The organism is Enterobacter sp. D2 (assembly GCF_034427575.1).
Lineage (GTDB): Bacteria > Pseudomonadota > Gammaproteobacteria > Enterobacterales > Enterobacteriaceae > Enterobacter > Enterobacter cloacae_M.
This window is the reverse complement of sequence record NZ_JAXQPP010000002.1, coordinates 589,744-612,736: the sequence shown is the minus strand read 5'-3', so window position 1 is coordinate 612,736 and position 22,993 is coordinate 589,744. Positions and strand designations below refer to the sequence as shown.

Genomic DNA, 22,993 nt, shown 5'->3' with positions numbered 1-22,993 from the left:
GCGCGGACTATGCTTTTGCATACGGTTCACAAAATAGTGGGAAACTATGTCCAGATTCTTCTTTAACGATCGTAAACAGCTGGTCAACGATGCCATTGAAGGCATACTGTTTTCTGCGCCACACGCCAATCTCGTCAAGCTTGATATCGATCCGGCCATCAGGATCGTCGCACGCGGCGACTGGGACAAAAGCCGCGTGGCGGTGATCTCCGGCGGCGGCTCAGGCCACGAACCCGCGCACGCCGGGTTCGTCGGCAAAGGGATGCTGACGGCGGCAGTGTGTGGCGATCTTTTTGCTTCGCCGAGCGTGGATGCTGTGCTGAATGCCATTGTGGCGGTCACGGGCGACCGGGGCTGTCTGCTGATCGTAAAAAACTACACCGGCGATCGCCTGAACTTTGGTCTGGCGGCGGAAAAGGCTAAACGTTACGGTCTTAAGGTGGAGATGGCGATCGTGGCGGACGATATCGCGCTGCCGGATAACAAGCAGCCGCGCGGTATTGCCGGAACGGCACTGGTGCACAAGATTGCGGGCTATGCGGCGGAGCAGGGGAAATCGCTGAGCGAGGTGCGGGATATTGCGCAACAGGCCTGCGATAACCTCTGGAGCCTGGGCGTGGCGATGCAAACGTGCAACCTGCCGGGCAGCGACGATGAAGAGGGGCGGATTAAACAAGGCCATGTCGAGCTGGGCCTGGGCATTCACGGCGAGCCCGGGGCTTCCGTGGTGGATACGCAAAACAGCAAAGCCATTATTGACACCCTGGTGACGCCGTTACGCGCGCAGGCGGGCGAGGGGCGTTTTGCGGTATTGATTAACAATCTTGGCGGCGTATCGGCGCTGGAGATGGCGCTGCTGACCAAAGAGCTGGCGCACTCGGCGCTGAAAGAGAACATCGCGTACCTGATTGGCCCAGCGCCGCTGGTCAGCGCGCTGGATATGAAAGGCTTTTCTCTGACGCTGCTGAAGCTCAATGATTTCTTCGAAAAGGCGATTCATGCTGATGTCGAGACGCTGGGCTGGCAGAAGCCCGTGGCGTTTGCGCCACTGCCTACCGTGGCGCATAGCGCCATTCATGACCGTGTGGAGTATACCCCGTCTGACAATCCGCAGGTGCGTGCGTTTGTCTCCGCAGTGTCGACAACGCTGGTCCAGCTGGAAAACCGCCTGAACGCGCTGGATGCCAAAGTGGGGGATGGCGATACCGGCTCCACCTTTGCGCAAGGGGCGCGGGATATTGCGCAGCGCCTGGAGGAGAACACGCTCCCGCTTAATGACGTGTCTAAGCTGCTGCTGCTGGTTGGCAGCGGCTGGCGACGGTGATGGGCGGGTCGAGCGGGGTGCTGATGTCGATCTTCTTCACCGCGGCCGGGCAAAAGCTTCACGATGGTCAGACGCTCCCGGAGGCCTTGCTCAGCGGACTGGCGCAGATGAAGCAGTACGGTGGGGCAGATCTCGGCGATCGCACGCTGATCGACGCGCTGCAACCGGCGCTGGAGGCGTTGCTGAAGGGAGATATCGAGGCAGCGGCGAAGGCAGCACAGCACGGTGCCGAAGCAACGGCGAAAATGGCGAAAGCCGGCGCGGGACGCTCGTCGTATGTCAATAAAGAGAATCTGGATGGGGTAATGGATCCGGGAGCGGTCGCGATAGCGGAAGTATTTAACGTATTGGCACAGCAGTGAAAGTAGGCCGGGTAAGGCGAAGCCGCCACCCGGCAAACTCACATCAGAAATCCGCTTTCAGCACCACGCGGTAGCGAGCTTTACCGTCGCGCACGTGCTGGATCGCTTCGTTGATCTTCGACATCGGATAAAGTTCGGTGGTCGGCGCCACTTTGGTGCGCCCGGCGAATTTCATCAGTTTGCGCAGCTCGTACGGCGTACCGGTAGCAGAACCGGATATGCTGCGATCCCCACCGATCAGGGTAAACGCCGGAACCGGCAGCGGCTTCATCACCGCACCCACGGTGTGGAAGTTACCGCCGTAGGCCAGCGCTTCAAAGTACGGCTGCCAGTCGAGATCCACGTTAACGGTGTTGATGATCAGATCAAACTGGCCCGCCAGCGCGTTCAGCGCCTGCGGATCGCGGCTATTCACCACTTTATCCGCCCCCATAGCCAGTACTTCTTTCTCTTTCGCCGGGTTCGAGCTGAACGCCGTGACTTCACAGCCCATCGCGTGCAGCAGCTTGATGGCGATATGGCCCAGACCGCCAATACCAATCACGCCCACGCGGCTGGTGGCGGTGATATGGTGCATCAGCAGGGGTTTGAAAACGGTGATACCGCCGCACAGCAGCGGACCGGCGGATTCGATATCAATGCTGTCCGGCAGCGGGATCACCCATTGCCAGTCGGCGCGCAGTTTGTCGGCAAAACCGCCTTTGTTCAGAATGGTGGGAACGGCGCCTTCGAGGCAGTTGATCTGATTGCCGCTGATACAGGCGTCACAGTGGCCACAGCTGCGTGCCGTCCAGCCAATGCCCACGCGCTGGCCTACCTTCAGCCCTTTGTCCTGCGCGGCGCTACCGAGCGCCACGACGCGGCCAATAACTTCGTGCCCGGCAACCAGCGGATAGCTGGAGAAGCCCCATTCGTTATCGATCATCGAGAGATCCGAGTGGCAGATCCCGCAGTAATCAACCTGTACTTCGACGTCTTCTGCTTTTAGTTCGCCCGCATCGTACTCGTACAGCTCAAGTTCTGCACCCGCCTGCGGTGCGGCGTAGCTTTTTATCTTCGACATCGTGTTTCCCCCGTTGTGGTGTGAACTGAGAGTGTAGAGCATTCATTTTACAGCCGCTTAACAGAAGAGGGCAGGAACGAAAGTTACAGACTTTTCAGCATTCTGACTTCGCAATCAACGTGGCCGGTACAGCCCAGCGGTGCATCGATATGCTCAAAGCCCAGATGTTCATACAGGCCGATGGCCTCTTTGAGGAAAGCGGTTGTTTCAAGGTAGCAGCGTGTAAAACCCTGCTTGCGCGCGTGGTCCAGCGCAATCAGCGCCAGCTTTTTTGCCAGTCCTTGCCCGCGCGCCGTTGGCAGGAAATACATTTTCTGTAGTTCACAGATATCCGGCTCGCTGCAGCTGAGGGGCGCCACGCCGCCGCCGCCCACCACCTGGCCGTTCTGCTCGATTACCCAGTAGGCATGCCCTGGCTGGCTGTAGAGCTGGTAAAGCTCGTCCAGGTTCGGGTCAGCAACCGTGTAGCCTTTGTCAGCCGTCAGGCCATATTCGGCAGAAACGGTGCGGATAACGGCGGCGATAGCCGAATTATCCTGCTCAGCGATCCGGCGCATCGTCGTCGCGACGGGGGTAATCACGCTCATAGCATTACTCATAACAAAAATTGACACATAACTGCTGTTAATAGCACCGCAGAAAGGGGAGTGCAAGCGAGGAGTTTTCAGGAAGGTTACCCCTTACGCCCTGAAGCGTAAGGGGTAAAAGCATTACAGGGCTGCGATAACCGCCTGCTGCTCGATCAGTTTGGTCTTCGCATCGGCGAAAGCAACCAGACGCTCGCGCTCTTTCGCGATGACCGCTTCCGGCGCGCGGGCCACAAAGCCTTCGTTCGCCAGCTTGCTTTCGATTTTGCCAATTTCCACGTCGACTTTTGCCACTTCTTTCGCCAGACGAGCCAGCTCGGCGTCTTTGTCGATCAGGCCCGCCATCGGGATCAGCAGCTCGGCACCGTCGATGATTTTGGTCACGGAAACCGGACCTTTGTCATCCGCAGGCAGCACGGTGATGCTTTCCAGACGCGCCATGGTCTTCAAGAAAGTGTTGTTCTCGGTGACGCGACGAACGGCCGCTTCGCTGCAGCCACGAAGCAGCAGCTCCAGCGGTTTGCCAGGGGCGATGTTCATCTCAGCGCGGATGTTACGTACCGCAACGATCGCCTGTTTCAGCCACTCGGTATCCGCGGACGCCGCTTCATCAACCTTGGCCGCATCGAATTCCGGGAACGGCTGCAGCATGATGGTATCGGCGTTGATGCCCGCAATCACCTTCACGCGCTGCCAGATGGTTTCGGTGATAAATGGAATGACCGGATGCGCCAGGCGCAGCAGGCCTTCCAGAACGGTAATCAGCGTGTTGCGCGTGCCGCGCAGTTCCGCCTCGGTGCCGCCGTTCATCACCGGCTTCGCCAGCTCCAGATACCAGTCGCAGAACTGGTTCCAGGTGAATTCATACAGGATGCCCGCCGCGATGTCGAAGCGGTAGCTGTCCAGCGCCTCGCGGAATGCTTTTACCGTCTGGTTGAATTCCGCCAGGATCCAGCGGTCTGCCAGAGACAGCGTCATTTCGCCGCCGTTGAAGCCACAATCCTGATCTTCGGTGTTCATCAGCACGAAGCGGCTGGCGTTCCACAGCTTGTTACAGAAGTTACGGTAACCTTCCAGACGCTTCATGTCCCAGTTGATGTCACGGCCGGTAGATGCCAGTGCCGCCAGGGTGAAGCGCAGGGCGTCGGTACCGTGGGACTCGATCCCGTTCGGGAACTGCTTCTCGGTGCGCTTGCGGATTTTCTCAGCCAGCTGCGGCTGCATCATGTTGCCGGTACGTTTTTCCAGCAGATCTTCCAGAGAGATACCGTCAACCATATCCAGCGGGTCAATCACGTTCCCCTTGGACTTGGACATCTTCTGGCCTTCATCGTCGCGGATCAGACCGGTCATGTAGACGGTATGGAACGGAACCTGCGGCTTGCCGTCTTCGTCTTTGATGAAGTGCATGGTCATCATGATCATGCGGGCAATCCAGAAGAAGATAATGTCGAAGCCGGACACCATCACGCTGGTTGGGTGGAACTGACGCAGTGCGTCGGTGTTTTCTGGCCAGCCGAGGGTGGAGAAGGTCCACAGCGCGGAGGAGAACCAGGTGTCCAGAACGTCTTCGTCCTGACGCAGCGCAACGTCCGCGCTCAGGTTGTTTTCCTGACGCACTTCGTCTTCGCTACGGCCAACGTAAACGTTGCCTTCGTTGTCGTACCACGCCGGAATACGGTGACCCCACCACAGCTGACGGGAGATACACCAGTCCTGAATGTCGCGCATCCAGGAGAAGTACATGTTTTCGTACTGCTTCGGCACGAACTGAATGCTGCCGTTCTCAACCGCTTCCACAGCCGGTTTCGCCAGCACGTCGGCACGCACGTACCACTGGTCGGTCAGCATTGGCTCGATAACCACGCCGCCACGGTCGCCGTACGGCACGGTCAGATCGTGAGGTTTGATCTCTTCCAGCAGGCCGAGCGCGTCAACGGCTGCCACGATGGCTTTACGCGCGGCAAAACGCTCCAGCTTCTGGAACTCAGCCGGGATGTCGCTGGAGTAAACGTCGGATTCGTTGCCTTTGGTGTCGTACACTTCTGCGCTTTCGCGGATATCACCGTCGAAGGTCAGGATGTTGATCATCGGCAGGGCGTGACGACGGCCGACTTCATAGTCGTTGAAGTCGTGTGCAGGGGTGATTTTTACGCAGCCGGTGCCTTTTTCCATGTCGGCGTGTTCGTCGCCCACAATCGGAATACGGCGGTTTACCAGCGGCAGCACCACGAATTTGCCGATCAGATCTTTATAACGCGGATCTTCCGGGTTAACGGCTACGCCGGTATCGCCCAGCAGGGTTTCCGGACGGGTCGTTGCGACCACCAGGTAATCTTTACCGTCGGCGGTTTTTGCGCCATCGGCCAGCGGATAGCGGATGTGCCACATGGAGCCTTTAGACTCGCGGTTTTCCACTTCCAGGTCAGAGATGGCGGTGCGCAGTTTTGGATCCCAGTTTACCAGGCGTTTGCCGCGGTAAATCAGGTCTTCTTTGTACAGGCGGACGAAAACTTCTTTAACGGCGTTGGACAAGCCTTCGTCCATGGTGAAGCGCTCGCGCTCCCAGTCTACGGAGTTGCCGAGACGGCGCATCTGACGGGTAATTGTGCCGCCGGATTCCGCCTTCCACTGCCAGATTTTGTCGATGAACGCGTCGCGACCGTAGTCGTGGCGGGTTTTTCCTTCTTCAGCGGCAATTTTACGCTCAACTACCATCTGGGTCGCGATACCCGCGTGGTCAGTCCCCGCCTGCCACAGGGTGTTTTTACCCTGCATGCGCTGGTAGCGGATCATGGTGTCCATGATGGTCTGCTGGAAAGCATGACCCATATGCAAACTGCCGGTGACGTTCGGCGGCGGGATCATGATGCAGAAGGACTCTTTGCTTTCGTCGCCGTTAGGCTTGAAATAGCCCTGCTGTTCCCAGTGCTCGTAAAGCGGCTGTTCGATATCGCGTGGGTTATATGTCTTTTCCATTATTTCCAGGTTGCCGTATTCAGGTTAAAACCAGCCAGGCGGTACGCTTTATAGCGTTCGCGCGCCAGTTGTTTCAAAGATTCTTCGTAAGGGACAAAGTCTACCACTTCTGTGAAAGCGGTGGCAAAATCTGCAAAATCTATCCGCAGGCTAATCAGAATATCGCGCGCGCTGCTGTTGCGCTTTTGCGGCCAGGCAATTTCAACCGGTGCACCGCCGCGCGGGCCTTCGCCCGACAGGTTATGCGGCACAAAACTCTCCGGCGGGCGCGCCCACAGCGCTTCATCCAGGCGAATCGCCTGCTGTTCATCTTCACAGGCGATCAGAACGCGTTTACCTGCGCGCCAACGTTCTGCGGCAATTTCACACACCAGCTGTTCTACGGCGCTGAGGCCATCCTGATGGGTGTCGTTGTCCAGAAGGTAGAACGTTGCATTCTTCATATATGGGGCTTCTTGTGCTCACTTTAAATGCTTAAGCCGGGCGGCGGCTTCGCCTTACCCGGCCTACGGTTTACTGCCGTTTGACTTACTCGTCGCCGTTAAAACCCGCACGATTGAGCAGGAACTGCGACAGCAGCGCCACTGGACGACCGGTTGCGCCTTTAGCTTTACCGGAGCGCCATGCGGTGCCCGCGATATCCAGGTGCGCCCAGTTGTACTTGCGGGTGAAGCGTGCCAGGAAGCAGCCCGCGGTGATCGCCCCGCCAGGACGTCCGCCAATGTTCGCCATATCCGCAAAGTTAGACTCCAGCTGATCCTGATACTCGTCACCCAGCGGCAGACGCCATGCGCGGTCCCCAGCCTGCTCTGAGGCACCAATAAGCTCATGCGCCAGCGGATTGTGGTTCGACATCAGGCCGGTGATGTGGTGGCCCAGCGCAATCACACAGGCTCCGGTGAGGGTAGCGACGTCAATCACCGCTTCCGGCTCGAAGCGCTCAACGTAGGTCAGCACGTCACACAGCACCAGACGGCCTTCGGCGTCGGTGTTCAGCACTTCAACGGTCTGGCCGGACATGGTGGTCAGAACGTCACCCGGACGATAGGCGCGCCCGCCAGGCATGTTTTCGCAGCCCGCCAGAACGCCGATCACGTTGATAGGCAGCTGCAGTTCCGCGACCATGCGCATCACGCCGTAAACCGCCGCCGCACCGCACATGTCGTACTTCATCTCATCCATGCCTTCGGCAGGCTTGATGGAGATACCGCCGGAGTCGAAGGTCAGGCCTTTACCGACGAGCACAATCGGGCGCGCGTCTTCGGACGGGTTGCCTTTGTACTCGATGACGGACATCAGGGATTCGTTCTGCGAGCCGTTACCGACCGCCAGGTAAGAGTGCATCCCCAGCTCTTTCATCTGCTGTTCGCCGATGACGCGGGTAATGACGTTTTTGCTGTAGGCGTCGGCCAGCTGACGCGCCTGAGAGGCCAGGTACGCCGCGTTACAGATGTTAGGCGGCATGTTGCCGAGATCTTTGGCCGCTTTAATGCCGGCCGCGATCGCCAGACCGTGCTGGATCGCGCGTTCGCCGCTGGTCAGCTCGCGACGGGTTGGCACGTTAAAGACCATTTTACGCAGTGGACGACGCGGCTCGCTTTTATTGGTCTTCAGCTGATCGAAGCTGTACAGGCTCTCTTTTGCCGTTTCAACCGCCTGACGCACTTTCCAGTAGGTGTTACGTCCCTTAACGTGCAGTTCCGTCAGGAAGCACACGGCTTCCATTGAGCCGGTATCGTTCAGCGTATTGATTGTTTTCTGAATCACCTGCTTATACTGACGTTCATCCAGCTCGCGTTCTTTGCCGCAGCCAATCAGCAGAATACGCTCTGACAGTACGTTCGGAACATGGTGCAGTAACAGCGTCTGCCCAGGTTTGCCTTCCAGTTCGCCACGGCGCAGCAGGGCGCTAATATAGCCGTCACTGATTTTATCGAGTTGCTCGGCGATCGGGGAGAGTCGGCGTGGTTCAAAGACGCCCACAACGATGCAGGCACTCCGCTGTTTCTCCGGGCTACCGCTTTTTACACTGAACTCCATGCACTACGCTCCTGAATCTTAAAGACAACGGCGGCAGCTACGGATAGAATTGAAACCTTTCGTAACTCATGTCCGCTGTTGTGGTGACTTCGTGTTAATCTTACGTTACTACGGTTTCGACACGTCAGAAAAAGTCCTGAAGCGTGAATCCGCCGGATGTTTTAATCTTAGCGATGATTTCGACGACTCAAGAGAATAAATGACGTTTAAGCCATGAAACAAGCGATTTTCCAGCAAAGAGACGGGTTTTTACGGGCGTATTTAAAGTGATAATCATAAGATATCTGGTGCGGGAGACGCTCAAAAGCCAACTGGCGATCCTCTTCATCCTGCTGCTGATTTTTTTCTGTCAGAAGCTGGTTAAGATCCTCGGTGCGGCCGTTGACGGCGAAATTCCAACTAATCTGGTGCTTTCCCTGCTTGGTTTAGGGATCCCGGAAATGGCGCAGCTCATCCTGCCGCTAAGTCTTTTCCTTGGCCTGCTCATGACGCTTGGGAAACTCTACACCGAGAGTGAAATCACGGTGATGCATGCCTGTGGCCTGAGCAAAGCGGTACTGGTGAAAGCGGCCATGATACTGGCTCTGTTCACGGGTATTGTCGCGGCGGTGAATGTGATGTGGGCGGGTCCCATGTCTTCCCGTCATCAGGACGAAGTGCTGGCCGAAGCGAAAGCCAACCCCGGCATGGCAGCCTTAGCTCAGGGTCAGTTCCAGCAGGCGACCGACGGCAACTCCGTGCTGTTTATTGAGAGCGTTGACGGCAGTAAATTCAACGACGTATTCCTGGCGCAGTTACGTCCCAAAGGTAACGCGCGTCCTTCCGTGGTGGTTGCAGACTCCGGTCAGCTTGCTCAGCGCAAAGATGGTTCTCAGATCGTGACGCTGAACAAAGGCACCCGTTTCGAAGGCACCGCGATGCTGCGCGACTTCCGTATTACGGATTTCCAGAACTATCAGGCCATTATCGGCCATCAGGCGGTGGCGCTCGATCCAACGGATACCGAGCAAATGGACATGCGTACCCTGTGGAATACCGATACCGACAGAGCGCGCGCTGAGTTCCACTGGCGTATTACGCTTGTCTTCACCGTGTTTATGATGGCGCTGATTGTCGTTCCGCTGAGCGTGGTGAACCCGCGCCAGGGACGCGTGCTCTCTATGCTGCCGGCGATGCTGCTTTACCTGATCTATTTCCTGCTGCAAACCTCGATTCGTTCTAACGGCGCGAAGGGTAAGCTGGACCCTATGGTCTGGACATGGTTCGTCAACAGCCTGTACATCTTACTGGCGCTGGGATTAAACCTGTGGGATACGGTGCCTGTGCGCCGCATACGTGCCCGATTCTCGCGTAAAGGAGCCATCTAATGCAGGCGTTTGGCGTTCTTGATCGCTATATCGGTAAAACCATTTTTACCACCATCATGATGACGTTGTTCATGCTGGTGTCGCTCTCCGGCATTATCAAATTTGTCGATCAGCTGAAAAAAGCCGGGCAGGGGAGCTATGACGCGATGGGCGCGGGGATGTATACCCTGCTCAGCGTGCCGAAAGATGTGCAGATCTTCTTCCCGATGGCGGCCCTGCTGGGCGCGCTGCTGGGGCTAGGAATGCTGGCGCAGCGCAGCGAGCTGGTCGTTATGCAGGCCTCGGGCTTTACCCGCATGCAGGTCGCGCTGTCGGTCATGAAAACCGCGATCCCACTGGTGCTGTTGACCATGGCGATTGGCGAGTGGGTCGCGCCGCAGGGCGAACAGATGGCGCGTAACTACCGTGCGCAGGCCATGTACGGCGGCTCGCTGCTCTCGACCCAACAAGGTTTATGGGCGAAAGACGGTAAAAACTTCGTCTACATCGAACGGGTGAAGGGGAATGATGAACTGGGTGGGGTCAGCATCTATGCTTTCGATGACCAGCGCCGTCTGGAGTCAGTCCGCCACGCCTCTTCGGCGAAATTTGACGCCGAACATAAACTGTGGCGTTTGTCCCAGGTCGATGAGTCTGACCTGACCGATCCGAAACAGATCGCCGGTTCTCAGACTGTAACCGGTACGTGGAAGACCAACCTGACGCCCGATAAGCTCGGTGTTGTTGCGCTGGACCCTGACGCGCTCTCCATCAGCGGTTTGCACAACTATGTGAAATATCTGAAGTTGAGCGGGCAGGATGCGGGACGTTATCAGCTCAACATGTGGAGCAAGATCTTCCAGCCAATGTCCGTGGCGGTGATGATGCTGATGGCGCTGTCGTTTATCTTCGGCCCGTTACGCAGCGTGCCGATGGGCGTGCGCGTAGTGACCGGTATCAGCTTCGGCTTTGTGTTCTACGTGCTCGATCAGATCTTCGGTCCGCTGACGCTGGTTTATGGCATTCCGCCGATAATCGGTGCGCTGCTGCCAAGCGCAAGTTTCCTCCTGATCAGCCTCTGGCTGCTGTTGAAACGTTCCTGATCGACCTCTCCTCGCTTCCGGTTAACCGGAAGCGAGGCTAATCTCCTGTTTCACCCCGCACTTTTTCTCACAACCTTCAACGCCTCGCCCTGAATTTGAGTATTATTGAGCGATAAAGTCGTGAAGGGATCCTCTATGAAGCAAATTCGAATGCTTGCCCAGTATTACGTCGACCTGATGATGAAGCTTGGGCTGGTGCGTTTCTCCATGCTGCTTGCGCTGGCGCTGGTCGTTCTGGCCATTGTCGTGCAAATGGCCGTCACCATGGTTCTGCATGGTCAGGTCGAGAGTATCGACGTTATCCGCTCCATCTTCTTTGGCTTGCTCATTACTCCCTGGGCGGTCTATTTCCTTTCCGTGGTGGTTGAACAGCTGGAAGAGTCCCGTCAGCGTCTGTCAAAACTGGTCGATAAACTGGAAGAGATGCGCGAGCGCGACCTGAAGCTCAACGTCCAGCTTAAAGACAACATTGCGCAGCTGAATCAGGAGATTTCAGATCGTGAGAAGGCGGAAGCCGAGCGTCAGGCCACGCTGGAGCAGCTGAAAATCGAAATGAAAGAGCGCGAGGTCACGCAGATTCAGCTTGAGCAGCAATCCTCTTTCCTGCGGTCGTTCCTCGATGCTTCGCCGGATCTGGTGTTTTACCGTAATGAAGATAAAGAGTTTTCCGGCTGTAACCGGGCGATGGAGTTGCTCACCGGGAAAAGCGAGAAGCAGCTGATTAACCTGAAGCCGCAGGACGTTTACTCTGAAGAAGCGGCGGCCAAGGTCATGGAGACGGACGAAAAAGTATTCCGCCATAACGTCTCGCTGACCTATGAACAGTGGCTGGATTACCCGGACGGACGCAAAGCCTGTTTTGAGATCCGTAAGGTGCCCTACTATGACCGCGTGGGGAAACGCCACGGCCTGATGGGCTTTGGCCGCGATATCACCGAGCGTAAGCGCTACCAGGATGCCCTGGAGCGCGCCAGCCGTGATAAGACGACCTTTATCTCCACTATCAGCCACGAGCTGCGTACGCCGCTTAATGGCATTGTCGGGCTGAGCCGTATTCTGCTGGATACCGACCTGACCGCAGAGCAGGAGAAATACCTCAAGACTATCCATGTCTCAGCGGTCACGCTGGGTAATATCTTCAACGATATTATTGATATGGATAAGATGGAGCGCCGTAAAGTTCAGCTTGATAATCAGCCTGTTGATTTCACCAGCTTCCTTGCCGACCTCGAAAACCTGTCCGGCCTGCAGGCGCAGCAGAAGGGACTGAGCTTTGTCATGGAGCCAACCCTGCCGCTGCCGCATAAAGTGGTGACTGACGGCACGCGTCTGCGCCAGATCCTGTGGAACCTTATCAGCAACGCGGTGAAATTTACCCAGAAGGGGCAGGTGGCGGTGCGCATCCGCTATGACGAAGGCGACATGCTGCACTTCGAGGTGGAGGACTCCGGGATAGGTATTCCGCAGGAGGAGCAGGACAAAATTTTCGCGATGTACTATCAGGTGAAGGACAGCAACGGCGGGAAACCGGCGACCGGAACGGGCATTGGCCTGGCGGTCTCTAAACGGCTGGCGAAGAGTATGGGTGGCGATATCACCGTTGCCAGCCAGCCGGGTAAAGGGTCAACCTTCACGCTGACGGTCCATGCGCCGGCGGTGGCGGAAGAGGTTGAAGACACCTTTGAAAACGACGACATGCCGCTGCCCGCGCTGCACGTCCTGCTGGTGGAAGATATTGAGCTGAACGTGATTGTGGCGCGCTCGGTGCTGGAAAAACTGGGCAACAGCGTGGATGTCGCGATGACCGGTAAGGCCGCGCTGGAGATGTTTAAACCGGGCGAATACGATCTTGTTCTGCTGGATATTCAGCTGCCGGATATGACCGGGCTGGATATTTCGCGAGAGCTGACGCGTCAGTACGCGGCCGACGAACTGCCGCCGCTGGTGGCGCTGACGGCGAACGTGCTGAAAGATAAAAAAGAGTATCTCGATGCCGGTATGGACGATGTACTCAGCAAGCCGCTGGCGGTGCCTGCTCTGACCGCCATGATCAAGAAGTTCTGGGATACCCATGATGAAGAGGAGAGCACCATGACGTCTGTTGATAGCGCAAAAGCCCAAACGATACTCGATACCGCGATGCTGGAGCAGTACATCGATCTGGTCGGCCCGAAACTGATTACCGATGGTCTGGCGGTGTTCGAAAAAATGATGCCGGGCTATCTGAGCGTGCTGGAATCAAACCTGACCGCCCGGGACCAGAAGGGCATTGTCGAAGAAGGACATAAAATTAAAGGTGCGGCCGGCTCGGTCGGCTTACGCCATCTGCAGCAGCTGGGTCAACAGATTCAGTCGCCTGATTTACCTGCATGGGAAGATAACGTGGGTGATTGGGTTGAAGAGATGAAACAAGAGTGGCAAAACGATGTGGCGGTGCTTAAAGCCTGGGTCGACGCCAGAAAAAAATGACCCCGGCTTAACCGGGGTGCGCGAATACTGCGCCAACACCAGGGAAATCGTGGCTGCGCCTGTTTTATAAAGTTATTTTCGAAAGGGCGCTGCCTGAAAAATTTAGGCCGCACGCAGATAAGATAGCAAATCTTAAATGGTTTGTTACATGAATCAGTGAAATGTGTGAAGCATAGCGTTTTAATCAAAATTATTAATGTGCTTCAGCAAGTTGCAGAAAAGGATTGTCATGATGAAAAAGATTGGTGTCGTGCTGAGCGGATGCGGTGTTTACGATGGTTCTGAAATACATGAAGCCGTAATCACGCTGCTGGCCCTGGCTAAGCAGGGAGCAGAGGTTATTTGTTTTGCGCCGGACAAAAATCAGGCGGATGTGATTAATCATCTGACCGGCGAGCCGATGGCGGAAACCCGTAATGTACTGATTGAAGCCGCGCGTATTGCGCGAGGTGATATCCATCCTCTTATTCAGGCAGACTCTACAGAGCTTGATGCGCTCATTGTGCCGGGTGGGTTTGGCGCGGCCAAAAATCTCAGTACCTTTGCTGCGCAGGGGGCGGAGTGTCAGATCGATCCTCATCTTAAAGCGCTGTCGCAGGCCATGCATGCGGCAGGAAAACCGCTGGGCTTTATCTGCATCGCGCCGGCAATGCTGCCCAAAATTTTTGATTTCCCGCTGCGCCTGACTATCGGGACGGATATTGATACCGCGGAGATCGTGGAGGAAATGGGGGGCGAGCACGTTCCGTGCCCGGTTGATGACATTGTGGTTGACGAAGATAACAAAATTGTCACCACCCCGGCGTATATGCTGGCGAATAATATCGCTGAGGCGGCCTCAGGTATTGAAAAGCTGGTGGCTCGCGTGCTGGTGCTGACTGAATGAGGCGTAAATTTGCCGCAGGCGCAGGGGTGAAACGTTTTATCTTGCGCATCGTACTTGTGCTGGCGGTATTCTGGGGAGGCGGGCTGGCTTTATTCAGCATTATGCCGGTTCCGTTCTCTGCCGTTATGGTTGAGCGCCAGCTTAGCGCGTGGTTCAGCGGCGATTTCGGCTACGTTGCCCACTCTGACTGGGTGAGCATGGACGAGATCTCCCCGTTCATGGGGCTGGCGGTCATCGCGGCTGAGGACCAGAAATTCCCGGAGCACTGGGGGTTCGACGTGGCGGCCATTGAGAAGGCGCTAGCCCATAACGAACGCCATGAAAACCGCGTGCGCGGTGCGTCAACCTTGTCGCAGCAGACGGCCAAAAATCTGTTTCTGTGGGATGGTCGAAGCTGGGTGCGAAAAGGGCTGGAAGCGGGATTGACCCTGGGAATGGAAACGGTCTGGAGCAAAAAACGCATTCTGACCGTCTATCTGAACGTCGCTGAGTTTGGCGACGGCATATTTGGCGTGGAAGCTGCCGCACAGCGGTATTTCAATAAGCCAGCCAGCCGTCTGAGCATGTCAGAAGCGGCGCTACTGGCCGCTGTGTTACCGAACCCTATCCGCTTTAAGGCCAGCGCCCCATCAGGGTACGTGCGAAGCCGTCAGGCGTGGATTATGCGCCAGATGAATCAGCTGGGTGGAGAGGGGTTTATGCAGCGTAATAATCTTATGTAGAGCGGGTAAGCGCATCGCTACCCGCCTGAATAGCAGACCTTAATCTTCGTCGAACCCTGCGTTAAACAGGGCAATCACCGCCGCCAGAGCTTCCTCTTCCTGAGGACCGGTGGCTTCAACCTCAATCTGGCGCCCTTTGGCGGAATCCAGCATCAGCAGCGCAATCACGCTGTTCGCTTCCGCTTCGGTACCTTCGTCATTCCGCAGCAGAACCTCGGCATCGAAACCCTGCATCAGCTCGAACAGCTTCATCGCCGGGCGTGCATGCATACCCAGCTTATTGGTGATCTCAACGGTTTGTTTTACGGTCATGTTTTACGTTTTTCCAGCGTGCGATGACGGGACTGAACGTTCTTCCCGCGCGAGCGGAAATAGTCGGCCAGCTGTTCGGCGATATAAACCGAACGATGTTTACCGCCGGTACAGCCAATCGCCACCGTCAGGTAGCTACGATTGTTTGTCTCCAGCATAGGTAACCATAGCTCAAGGTAGCTTCGCGTCTGGTAGATAAAATTGTGTACTTCTGTGTGCCGGTCGAGGAACGCCGCCACCGGCTTATCCAGACCGGTCATTGGACGCAGCTTCGGATCCCAGTGCGGGTTCGGCAGGAAGCGCACGTCGAAAACGTAATCCGCATCGATTGGAATACCGTGCTTAAAGCCGAAGGATTCGAACACCATCGTCAGTTCGCGCTCGCGTTTACCCAACAGCCGGGTACGCAGCATTTCCGCCAGCTCGTGAACGGACATCTCAGAGGTGTCGACAATCAGGTCGGCACGAGAACGCAGCGGTTCCAGCAGGTCGCTCTCTTCATCGATAGCGCTCTCCAGAGAGAGGTTCTTGCTGGATAGCGGGTGCAAGCGACGGGTATCGCTGTAGCGGCGGATCAGCGTATTGCGGTCTGCATCAAGGAACAGCAGCTGAGGCGAGAACGCGTCAGGCAGGTTGCTCATGGCCTGTTCGAAGATCTCTGGCGATTCAGGCATGTTGCGAACGTCGATACTGACGGCGGCAGAGGTTTGTCTCTCCGCCAGCGTGCGGGCCAGGTCGGGTAACAACACGACCGGCAGGTTATCGACGCAGTAAAAACCCATGTCTTCCAGGGCGCGCAGAGCAACGGATTTCCCCGACCCTGAACGGCCACTGACAATCATCAGCACCATGTTCCGTTTCTCCTCAGGACAACAGATGTGAAGGCCATCTCCTGGTTATGCATCATCCTGATTGCCTTCTGCTTCAGTGATAATTTGATAGAGCTCTTCATCACTTTGGGCCGAGCGCAGTCGACGGCAAATGGTTTTATCGGCCAGACGTTTTGCGACCAGCGACAGCGTATGCAGATGGGTTTTTGTCTGGTCAGCGGGCACCAGCAGCGCGAAGAGGAGATCGACGGGCTGGTTATCAATGGCATCGAAAGCGATGGGTGTTTCAAGCTGCACAAACACACCAACGGCACGCAGGGTATCCTCTTCCAGTTTGCCGTGCGGGATCGCGATGCCGTTGCCGATACCGGTACTGCCCATTTTTTCACGGGTCAGAATCGCTTCGAACACCACCTGCGGCGGCAGGCCCAGCTGTTTGGCAGCCAGTTCACTGATGATCTCCAGCGCACGTTTTTTGCTCTGGCAGTGAACCGCACTGCGGGTACATTCCTGGTTAAGGACATTGCTCAGTTGAAGAGCGGAATCGTTGTTCATCATAATTTCACCTAAGCGCTAACTGTACAAATGGCCTGTTGTGTTTCACAACAGGCCGTCCTGCACCCGTTAACTGCCCGGACAATTAGTGTTGTTTCAGTTTATCTTTATGTTTATTGAGCTGTCGTGCAAGCTTATCAATCAAGCCGTCGATAGCAGCGTACATGTCTTGCCCTTCCGCACTGGCATGCAGTTCACCCCCGTTAACATGCAGGGTGGCATCCGAGATATGAGTCACTTTCTCCACTTTCAACACAATATAGACCTGATTGATCCTTTCGAAATACTGCTCGAGTTTTGCAAACTTCGCGTTCACGAAGTCGCGTAAAGCCTCAGTAATTTCGACGTTTTGTCCAGTGATGTTGAGCTGCATAGTGTCTTCCTTATCGGTTGTGTCAGACCAGCTGTTTACGCTGGTTGGACGGCGGAATGGATAAAGACTCTCGATACTTCGCAACAGTACGACGTGCCACCATGATACCCTGATCGGACAGCATGGTGGTTAACTTACTGTCGCTTAGTGGCTTCGCGGGGTTCTCCGCGGCGATCAACTTCTTCACCAGGGCACGAATGGCCGTTGACGACGCTTCGCCGCCGCCCTCGGTATTCACATGGCTGGAGAAGAAATACTTAAGCTCAAAAATACCGCGTGGACTGTGCAGATACTTCTGCGTGGTGACACGGGAAATGGTTGATTCATGCATCTCGACGGCCTGGGCGATATCCGCCAGTACCATCGGTTTCATATACTCTTCGCCCTGCTCAAAGAACGCCTGCTGCTGTTCGACAATACAGCGGCTGACGCGTAGCAGCGTATCATTTCGGCTCTCCAGACTTTTGATCAGCCATCGCGCTTCCTGAAGATTGCTGCGAATATATTGATTGTCGGAGTCGTTACGCGCGCTGGTGCACATGGAGGCATACTGCTGGTTGATTTGCAGGCGAGGGATGCTGTCTGAATTCAGTTCAACGACCCAGCGGTCATTGTGTTTTCTGACCAGCACGTCCGGGATGACGTACTCGGGCTCGCTGGTCTGGATCGACTGTCCTGGGCGCGGATCGAGCGACTGGATCAGATTCACCGCTTCTTTCAGCACCTCTTCCTTCAGGCGCGTGACGCGCATCAGGCTGCGGAAATCGTGGTTGGCCAACAGATCCAGATGATCGCTGATGATTAAGCGCGCCTCGTCGAGCCATGGCGTCTCTTTGCTGAACTGAGAAAGCTGGATCAGCAGGCAGTCGCGCAGATCTTTTGCGGCCACGCCTACCGGATCGAAACGCTGGATGCGCTTCAGAACGGCTTCGACTTCCTCAAGCTCAATCTCGTCGTCGCCCATGCTTTCCAGAATATCGTCCAGCGTGACGGTCAAATAGCCGGTGTCGTCAACGGCATCGACAATGGACGTGGCAATCGCGCGGTCGGTATCGGAGAAGGGGGTGAGTTCCACCTGCCACATCAGGTAATCCTGCAGCGACTGGGTGGTCTCACCCTGGTAGACCGGTAGCTCATCATCCTGGTAGTCTGCACGCGTACCGGAAGGGGTTCCGGCGGTGTAGATTTCATCCCAGCTGGCATCCAGCGGTAGCTCGTCGGGCATCTCTTTTTGTTCGAGTGCATCCGCGGTGTCGAGCGCTTCTGTATCCTGTGACTGCTGAGTATCTACCTCGTCATGAAGATCGGTTTGTTCCAGCAGGGGGTTGCTGTCCAGCGCCTGCTGGAGCTCCTGCTGAAGTTCTAACGTGGACAGCTGCAACAGGCGAATTGCCTGCTGTAGCTGCGGCGTCATCGCCAGTTGTTGGCTGAGCCTTAATTGCAAACCTTGCTTCATGTTCAGAGCATTTTTCTCCGGTTCGGCGTTACGTTACCTCTACCCTATCAGAGTCTGAAGTCTTCCCCAAGATAGACGCGCTTAACATGATCGTCTTCGAGGATCTGCTGCGGCGTACCGTGGGCGATCAGATTGCCCTGGCTCACTATATACGCGCGTTCACACACGGCCAGCGTTTCACGGACGTTGTGGTCGGTGATCAGTACGCCAAGCCCGCTGTCACGCAGGTGTTCAATGATACGTTTAATATCGATAACCGAGATCGGGTCAACGCCGGCAAAGGGTTCATCCAGAAGGATAAATTTCGGGTTTGCAGCCAGCGCACGCGCAATCTCAACGCGACGGCGTTCACCCCCGGAGAGTGCCTGACCGAGGCTGTCGCGCAGATGCTCAATGTGGAACTCTTCCATCAGCTCGTTGGCACGATCCTGACGCTGCTCGCTGGTCAGATCGTTACGAATTTGCAGGACCGCCATCAGGTTATCGTAAACGCTGAGACGACGGAAAATGGAAGCTTCCTGCGGTAGGTAGCCGATCCCGCGACGCGCGCGCGCGTGCAGCGGCAGAAGACTGATGTCTTCATCGTCAATGATAATGTTGCCGGCATCGCGCGGCACAATGCCAACGACCATGTAGAAGGTGGTGGTTTTACCCGCACCGTTAGGGCCAAGCAGCCCTACAATTTCGCCGGAGTTGACGGTCAGACTGACATCTTCTACGACACGGCGGCCCTTGTAGGCCTTCGCGAGATTTTTTGCAGTTAATGTTGCCATAACGAATTAGTTACTCTTCTTCTGTGCCGGGGCCTGGCCTTTGCCTTTGTCCTGCAGCTGCGACGGAACCAGTACGGTCGTGACGCGTTTGCCTTTCTCGCTGGAAGCCTGCATTTTTTGCTCTTTCACCAGATAGGTGATCTGGTCGCCGGTAATGTTGCTGTCCAGCTGTTCCAGATACGCATTTCCGGTCAGGATGACCAGGTCCTTCGCCAGCTCATAGTGCATATGCGAGGCGTGACCTTTCACCGGCTTGCCGTTGTCCTGCATCTGGTAGAAGGTTGCCGGGTTGCCGTAACCATCAATGATCTCTTTGCCCTGCTCGCCACCCGGACGGGTCACGACCACTTTGTCGGCGTTAATTTTGATGGTGCCCTGAGTCATGACGACGTTACCCGTGAAGGTGACGACGTTGCCCTGCATATCGAGAGACTGGGTATCAGACTCGATATGGATCGGTTGGTCGGTATCGCCCGTTACAGCAAGCGCGGGGAGACTGGTCGCCAGCATCGCGCTGGCGATAATTACTTTAAGGCTGAGTTTGTTTGTTTTGAATTTCATAGGAGGTTCTAACCTTTTCAATCAGCTCGGCGTTCTTGCTGCGTAAGTTCCCGCGCATTCTCAAACCGCTGGAATTAAATGTTGTGCCATACAGTGTGACCAGATCCTGCGAGGTCACGTCCTGGGTTACCAGGTTAATCTGGGCATTATCCGTCGTAATTTTTCTCAGTTGCGAGTCAGCGGTCAGGGCGTTGACTTCAACGTGACCATACAGATAAAGCATACGGTCATTTGTCAGTTTTGCCCGATCTGACTTAATTGACCACGTCGGCACTTTGTCCTTATCAAATGTGGTCACGACAGGCTGGGTAAACCACGAAATACCGTCATCTGAAAAATATTCAACATGCTGGGCAATCAGGCGATAGTTCAGCGCGCCTTCCGGGCTGTAGACCACGGTGTCGCTGTGATCGCTTTTATAGGTTGGATCGTTATTGTTGACCACTTCCGTTTGCGTATCGTCGCGATCGGCAAGGTTCACGCCAATCAATACCAGTGCGACAAGCGAAAGCAAAATGATAATCCAGCGTCTGGTTTTACTCATATCGATTGCCCTTTGGCCTCATCAAGCTTGCCCTGCGCCAGCAAAAGCAGATCGCAGACTTCACGTACGGCACCACGGCCCCCGTTGATGTGGGTAACATAATCAGCGCGCGGGATCAGCAGCGGATGCGCATCGGCAACGGCGATGCTCAGCCCGACTTCAGCCATCACGGGCCAGTCAATCAGATCGTCTCCGACGTAGGCCACGTTTTCCGGTGCGATAGCCAGTTTACCCAGTAAATCCTTAAACGCCGCTATCTTATCGGATTGACCCTGATACAGATGGGTAATGCCTAAGGTTTCACAGCGGTCTTCTACCAGTTTAGCTTTTCGCCCGGTGATGATAGCCACCTCAATACCCGAGGTGAGCGCACAGCGGATACCGTAGCCGTCGCGAACGTTAAACGCTTTCAGCTCTTCACCATTGTTGCCCATGTAAATCAGGCCATCGGAAAGTACGCCATCCACGTCCAGGATGAGCAGACGAATGTTTTCCGCCTTCGCCATCATCTGGGTGCTGACCGGTCCATAACAGGTTGCAAGGGATGCACCCGCATTACTCATTGTCTTATCCTTCATTACACTACGCCTGCGCGCAGCAGATCATGCATATGTACCACACCCAGCAACTGGTCGCCATCGGCAACCATCACTGAGGTAATGTGACGGGACTGCATCAGGTTCAGCACATCCACCGCCAGCGTACCCGGACGGACGCGGATACCGCCCGGCGTCATCACGTCGGCAATGCCGAGCGTGCGGACATCTACACCCATGTCGAACACGCGACGCAGGTCGCCATCGGTGAAGATCCCCTGAATTTTCATCAGACCGTCGCACACGACCGTCATACCCAGATTCTTACGGGTGATTTCCAGCAGCGCATCACGCAGGGAGGCTTCTTTACTGACGTGAGGGATCTCATCTCCGGTGTGCATAATATCGTTAACCCGAAGCAGAAGCTTGCGCCCCAGCGCGCCGCCGGGGTGGGAAAGTGCGAAATCCTCCGGCGTAAAACCGCGGGCTTCGAGCAGCGCGACGGCAAGCGCATCACCCATGACCAGCGCGGCCGTGGTGCTGGACGTCGGCGCCAGGCCGAGCGGACAGGCCTCCTTGGGCACTTTCACGCACAGGTGAATATCCGCCGCCCGCGCCATGCTGCTTTCCGGACGGCTGGTCATGCAAATAAGCGGCACCTGCAGTCGCTTCAGTACCGGGATCAGCGCCAGAATTTCATTGGACTCCCCGGAGTTGGACAGCGCGATGACGATATCCTGCGGCGTGACCATACCCAGGTCACCGTGCGCGGCTTCCCCCGGATGTACAAAGAAGGAAGAGGTTCCGGTGCTGGCAAACGTTGCCGCCATTTTGCGTCCAATGTGGCCGGACTTACCCATCCCCATCACCACGACTTTGCCGGCACAGTAGAACATCTTCTCACATGCCAGACTAAAATCCTGATTAATGTACTGATCTAACTGCGCCAGACCTTCACGTTCAATCTCCAGAACCTCTTTGCCTGCTTTCTGAAAGTCAAAACCCGGCTGCAATTCTATTTGCGACATAATGCGTTTCCGTTTACCCAGAGAGAAGAGGCGAGAGCCAGTACAGCATCGCCATCCATACGATAAATCCACCCGTCAGCAGCGCGCCTGCGCCTTTGCCGATCTGTCGTTGCCGCCGCCAGCAGAGCAGGGCAAATATCACGCTGACCAATAACATCACGCCGTAGTCACGTGAGAACGCCAGGGAATTAAAGGGCCCTGGCGTAATCAGGGCCGGAAGGCCCATCACAATAGCGATATTAAATATGTTGGAACCGATGATATTACCTATGGCAATGTCATCCTCACCTTTACGAGCCCCCGCAATGGCCGTGGCCAGCTCCGGCAGGCTGGTACCGATGGCAATCACCGTCAGACCAATGGTAAGTTCACTGATGGCGAAATAGTTCGCCAGCACCGTCGCGTTATCCACGACCATGCGCGTTGCCATCGGCATGATGATCAGCGCAACGCCAAGCCAGAGCAGGGCAACAGGCAGCGTGCCTTCTCGCGGCAGTTCGGCGACCTGCTCCCGCGTGAGGCTATCCTGACCCTGCTTCTCAGCCAGACGGGCGATTTTAACACTATACAGCAGCCAAATAACGGCAAGCGCCAGCAGGAAAATGCCATCACTGTAGCTCAGCACACCATCGTAAAATACGCAGCCTGCCAGCAGGCTTACGATTAACATTAGCGGCAATTCGCGGCGCAGAACATCAGAATGCACGCGAAATGGATGGAGCAGTGCGGCCAGGCCTAAAATCAAGAGTATATTAACGATGTTGGAGCCAATCGCGGTACCTACTGCCAGGTCTAACTGACCATGCAGCGATGCCGAGACAGAGACGATGATTTCAGGAAGTGACGTTCCCACACTGACAACGGTCATCCCGATGACGACAGGCGGTACGCCCGTCAGGCGACACAGGATAGATGCAGCAAACACTAAACGGTCAGCACTGTAGACCACCAAAAGTAAACCAATTATTAACAGTGCTGTTGCTAAAAGCATCAAAAGTCCTTTCTTCAGGTATACTCGTCGGTCCATCGCACGGGAATGGCTGGACTGCATACAGTCTGAGGCGTAACGAATTCCTAATTTTGACTTTATGCGCCGGAAAAGTAAAACAAATGCCAGCTTTCGCTAACCTCAACGGCTATTATT

Annotated in this window: 21 protein-coding genes and 1 pseudogene; 6 read left to right on the top strand and 16 right to left on the bottom strand. The window is 55.8% G+C overall.

The window, feature by feature from the left end; translation table 11 throughout:
- Positions 1-46: 46 nt before the first annotated feature.
- Positions 47-1,686 (top strand): annotated as a pseudogene (locus SPG90_RS15200) (dihydroxyacetone kinase subunit DhaK).
- Between the two features lie 43 nt (positions 1,687-1,729).
- Here the strand turns inward: SPG90_RS15200 and ahr are convergent.
- From ahr to pepA, 5 genes are all read right to left on the bottom strand, one after another.
- On the bottom strand, positions 1,730-2,749 hold the full coding sequence (gene ahr, locus SPG90_RS15195; protein WP_021242270.1) for an NADPH-dependent aldehyde reductase Ahr: 1,020 nt from the start codon (positions 2,747-2,749) through the stop codon (positions 1,730-1,732).
- 83 nt (positions 2,750-2,832) lie between these two features.
- Positions 2,833-3,336 (bottom strand): GNAT family N-acetyltransferase, encoded by a 504-nt coding sequence (locus SPG90_RS15190; protein ID WP_023309368.1) that lies wholly within the window; start codon positions 3,334-3,336, stop codon positions 2,833-2,835.
- 123 nt (positions 3,337-3,459) lie between these two features.
- Positions 3,460-6,315: a valine--tRNA ligase gene (locus tag SPG90_RS15185; RefSeq protein ID WP_023309367.1), complete on the bottom strand. Its 2,856-nt coding sequence runs from the start codon at positions 6,313-6,315 to the stop codon at positions 3,460-3,462.
- On the bottom strand, positions 6,315-6,758 hold the full coding sequence (holC, locus tag SPG90_RS15180; RefSeq protein ID WP_008502815.1) for a DNA polymerase III subunit chi: 444 nt from the start codon (positions 6,756-6,758) through the stop codon (positions 6,315-6,317). The genes SPG90_RS15185 and holC overlap by 1 nt, the downstream gene beginning before the upstream one ends.
- A gap of 85 nt (positions 6,759-6,843) precedes the next feature.
- On the bottom strand, positions 6,844-8,355 hold the full coding sequence (gene pepA, locus SPG90_RS15175) for a leucyl aminopeptidase (RefSeq protein WP_023309366.1): 1,512 nt from the start codon (positions 8,353-8,355) through the stop codon (positions 6,844-6,846).
- 266 nt (positions 8,356-8,621) lie between these two features.
- Here pepA and lptF point away from each other — a divergent pair, with 266 nt between their 5' ends.
- The 5 genes from lptF to mtgA all read left to right on the top strand — a co-directional run bounded on the left by lptF (position 8,622) and on the right by mtgA (position 14,881).
- Positions 8,622-9,722 carry an LPS export ABC transporter permease LptF gene (lptF, locus tag SPG90_RS15170; protein ID WP_024906345.1) on the top strand — a complete coding sequence of 367 codons (1,101 nt, stop codon included), beginning with the start codon at positions 8,622-8,624 and terminating at the stop codon, positions 9,720-9,722.
- Complete coding sequence (gene lptG / locus SPG90_RS15165; protein ID WP_126303138.1) at positions 9,722-10,804, top strand: LPS export ABC transporter permease LptG; 1,083 nt, start codon at positions 9,722-9,724, stop codon at positions 10,802-10,804. Before lptF ends, lptG begins: the two co-directional genes overlap by 1 nt.
- 135 nt (positions 10,805-10,939) lie before the next feature.
- Positions 10,940-13,273: an aerobic respiration two-component sensor histidine kinase ArcB gene (arcB, locus tag SPG90_RS15160; RefSeq protein WP_023309363.1), complete on the top strand. Its 2,334-nt coding sequence runs from the start codon at positions 10,940-10,942 to the stop codon at positions 13,271-13,273.
- Between the two features lie 232 nt (positions 13,274-13,505).
- Positions 13,506-14,159 carry an isoprenoid biosynthesis glyoxalase ElbB gene (gene elbB / locus SPG90_RS15155; RefSeq protein ID WP_126303158.1) on the top strand — a complete coding sequence of 218 codons (654 nt, stop codon included), beginning with the start codon at positions 13,506-13,508 and terminating at the stop codon, positions 14,157-14,159.
- Positions 14,156-14,881, top strand: coding sequence for a monofunctional biosynthetic peptidoglycan transglycosylase (gene mtgA / locus SPG90_RS15150; protein ID WP_047173360.1), 726 nt, complete (start codon positions 14,156-14,158; stop codon positions 14,879-14,881). The genes elbB and mtgA overlap by 4 nt, the downstream gene beginning before the upstream one ends.
- 39 nt (positions 14,882-14,920) lie before the next feature.
- Here mtgA and npr read toward each other — a convergent pair whose 3' ends face one another.
- The 11 genes from npr to SPG90_RS15095 all read right to left on the bottom strand — a co-directional run bounded on the left by npr (position 14,921) and on the right by SPG90_RS15095 (position 22,840).
- A complete protein-coding gene (gene npr / locus SPG90_RS15145; protein ID WP_003861872.1) occupies positions 14,921-15,193 on the bottom strand; it encodes a PTS phosphocarrier protein NPr in 273 nt (90 codons plus the stop codon).
- Positions 15,190-16,044: an RNase adapter RapZ gene (gene rapZ / locus SPG90_RS15140; RefSeq protein WP_014885397.1), complete on the bottom strand. Its 855-nt coding sequence runs from the start codon at positions 16,042-16,044 to the stop codon at positions 15,190-15,192. The genes npr and rapZ overlap by 4 nt, the downstream gene beginning before the upstream one ends.
- Before the next feature lie 45 nt (positions 16,045-16,089).
- Positions 16,090-16,581 (bottom strand): PTS IIA-like nitrogen regulatory protein PtsN, encoded by a 492-nt coding sequence (gene ptsN, locus SPG90_RS15135; RefSeq protein WP_008501443.1) that lies wholly within the window; start codon positions 16,579-16,581, stop codon positions 16,090-16,092.
- A gap of 82 nt (positions 16,582-16,663) precedes the next feature.
- Positions 16,664-16,951, bottom strand: coding sequence for a ribosome hibernation promoting factor (gene hpf, locus SPG90_RS15130; RefSeq protein ID WP_008501444.1), 288 nt, complete (start codon positions 16,949-16,951; stop codon positions 16,664-16,666).
- Positions 16,952-16,973: 22 nt separating this feature from the next.
- Positions 16,974-18,407 carry an RNA polymerase factor sigma-54 gene (gene rpoN, locus SPG90_RS15125; protein ID WP_032659700.1) on the bottom strand — a complete coding sequence of 478 codons (1,434 nt, stop codon included), beginning with the start codon at positions 18,405-18,407 and terminating at the stop codon, positions 16,974-16,976.
- 47 nt (positions 18,408-18,454) lie between these two features.
- The gene (gene lptB / locus SPG90_RS15120) at positions 18,455-19,180 is read right to left on the bottom strand and encodes an LPS export ABC transporter ATP-binding protein (protein ID WP_023309359.1); all 726 of its coding nucleotides are present in this window, start codon (positions 19,178-19,180) and stop codon (positions 18,455-18,457) included.
- Between the two features lie 6 nt (positions 19,181-19,186).
- On the bottom strand, positions 19,187-19,741 hold the full coding sequence (lptA, locus tag SPG90_RS15115) for a lipopolysaccharide ABC transporter substrate-binding protein LptA (protein WP_023309358.1): 555 nt from the start codon (positions 19,739-19,741) through the stop codon (positions 19,187-19,189).
- Positions 19,710-20,285 carry an LPS export ABC transporter periplasmic protein LptC gene (gene lptC / locus SPG90_RS15110; protein WP_126303137.1) on the bottom strand — a complete coding sequence of 192 codons (576 nt, stop codon included), beginning with the start codon at positions 20,283-20,285 and terminating at the stop codon, positions 19,710-19,712. Before lptC ends, lptA begins: the two co-directional genes overlap by 32 nt.
- The gene (kdsC, locus tag SPG90_RS15105) at positions 20,282-20,848 is read right to left on the bottom strand and encodes a 3-deoxy-manno-octulosonate-8-phosphatase KdsC (RefSeq protein ID WP_047173361.1); all 567 of its coding nucleotides are present in this window, start codon (positions 20,846-20,848) and stop codon (positions 20,282-20,284) included. The genes lptC and kdsC overlap by 4 nt, the downstream gene beginning before the upstream one ends.
- 14 nt (positions 20,849-20,862) lie before the next feature.
- Positions 20,863-21,849 carry an arabinose-5-phosphate isomerase KdsD gene (gene kdsD, locus SPG90_RS15100; RefSeq protein WP_023309355.1) on the bottom strand — a complete coding sequence of 329 codons (987 nt, stop codon included), beginning with the start codon at positions 21,847-21,849 and terminating at the stop codon, positions 20,863-20,865.
- Between the two features lie 13 nt (positions 21,850-21,862).
- Positions 21,863-22,840, bottom strand: a complete 978-nt coding sequence (locus SPG90_RS15095) for a calcium/sodium antiporter (RefSeq protein ID WP_047173363.1) — start codon at positions 22,838-22,840, stop codon at positions 21,863-21,865.
- Between the last annotated feature and the right edge of the window lie 153 nt (positions 22,841-22,993).

Coding starts and splice junctions, on each gene's coding strand:
- ahr (WP_021242270.1), bottom strand. CDS start 2,749: ATGTCGAAGATAAAAAGCTACGCCGCACCGCAGGCGGGTGCAGAACTT.
- SPG90_RS15190 (WP_023309368.1), bottom strand. CDS start 3,336: ATGAGCGTGATTACCCCCGTCGCGACGACGATGCGCCGGATCGCTGAG.
- SPG90_RS15185 (WP_023309367.1), bottom strand. CDS start 6,315: ATGGAAAAGACATATAACCCACGCGATATCGAACAGCCGCTTTACGAG.
- holC (WP_008502815.1), bottom strand. CDS start 6,758: ATGAAGAATGCAACGTTCTACCTTCTGGACAACGACACCCATCAGGAT.
- pepA (WP_023309366.1), bottom strand. CDS start 8,355: ATGGAGTTCAGTGTAAAAAGCGGTAGCCCGGAGAAACAGCGGAGTGCC.
- lptG (WP_126303138.1), top strand. CDS start 9,722: ATGCAGGCGTTTGGCGTTCTTGATCGCTATATCGGTAAAACCATTTTT.
- arcB (WP_023309363.1), top strand. CDS start 10,940: ATGAAGCAAATTCGAATGCTTGCCCAGTATTACGTCGACCTGATGATG.
- elbB (WP_126303158.1), top strand. CDS start 13,506: ATGAAAAAGATTGGTGTCGTGCTGAGCGGATGCGGTGTTTACGATGGT.
- mtgA (WP_047173360.1), top strand. CDS start 14,156: ATGAGGCGTAAATTTGCCGCAGGCGCAGGGGTGAAACGTTTTATCTTG.
- npr (WP_003861872.1), bottom strand. CDS start 15,193: ATGACCGTAAAACAAACCGTTGAGATCACCAATAAGCTGGGTATGCAT.
- rapZ (WP_014885397.1), bottom strand. CDS start 16,044: ATGGTGCTGATGATTGTCAGTGGCCGTTCAGGGTCGGGGAAATCCGTT.
- ptsN (WP_008501443.1), bottom strand. CDS start 16,581: ATGATGAACAACGATTCCGCTCTTCAACTGAGCAATGTCCTTAACCAG.
- hpf (WP_008501444.1), bottom strand. CDS start 16,951: ATGCAGCTCAACATCACTGGACAAAACGTCGAAATTACTGAGGCTTTA.
- rpoN (WP_032659700.1), bottom strand. CDS start 18,407: ATGAAGCAAGGTTTGCAATTAAGGCTCAGCCAACAACTGGCGATGACG.
- lptB (WP_023309359.1), bottom strand. CDS start 19,180: ATGGCAACATTAACTGCAAAAAATCTCGCGAAGGCCTACAAGGGCCGC.
- lptA (WP_023309358.1), bottom strand. CDS start 19,741: ATGAAATTCAAAACAAACAAACTCAGCCTTAAAGTAATTATCGCCAGC.
- lptC (WP_126303137.1), bottom strand. CDS start 20,285: ATGAGTAAAACCAGACGCTGGATTATCATTTTGCTTTCGCTTGTCGCA.
- kdsC (WP_047173361.1), bottom strand. CDS start 20,848: ATGAGTAATGCGGGTGCATCCCTTGCAACCTGTTATGGACCGGTCAGC.
- kdsD (WP_023309355.1), bottom strand. CDS start 21,849: ATGTCGCAAATAGAATTGCAGCCGGGTTTTGACTTTCAGAAAGCAGGC.
- SPG90_RS15095 (WP_047173363.1), bottom strand. CDS start 22,840: ATGCTTTTAGCAACAGCACTGTTAATAATTGGTTTACTTTTGGTGGTC.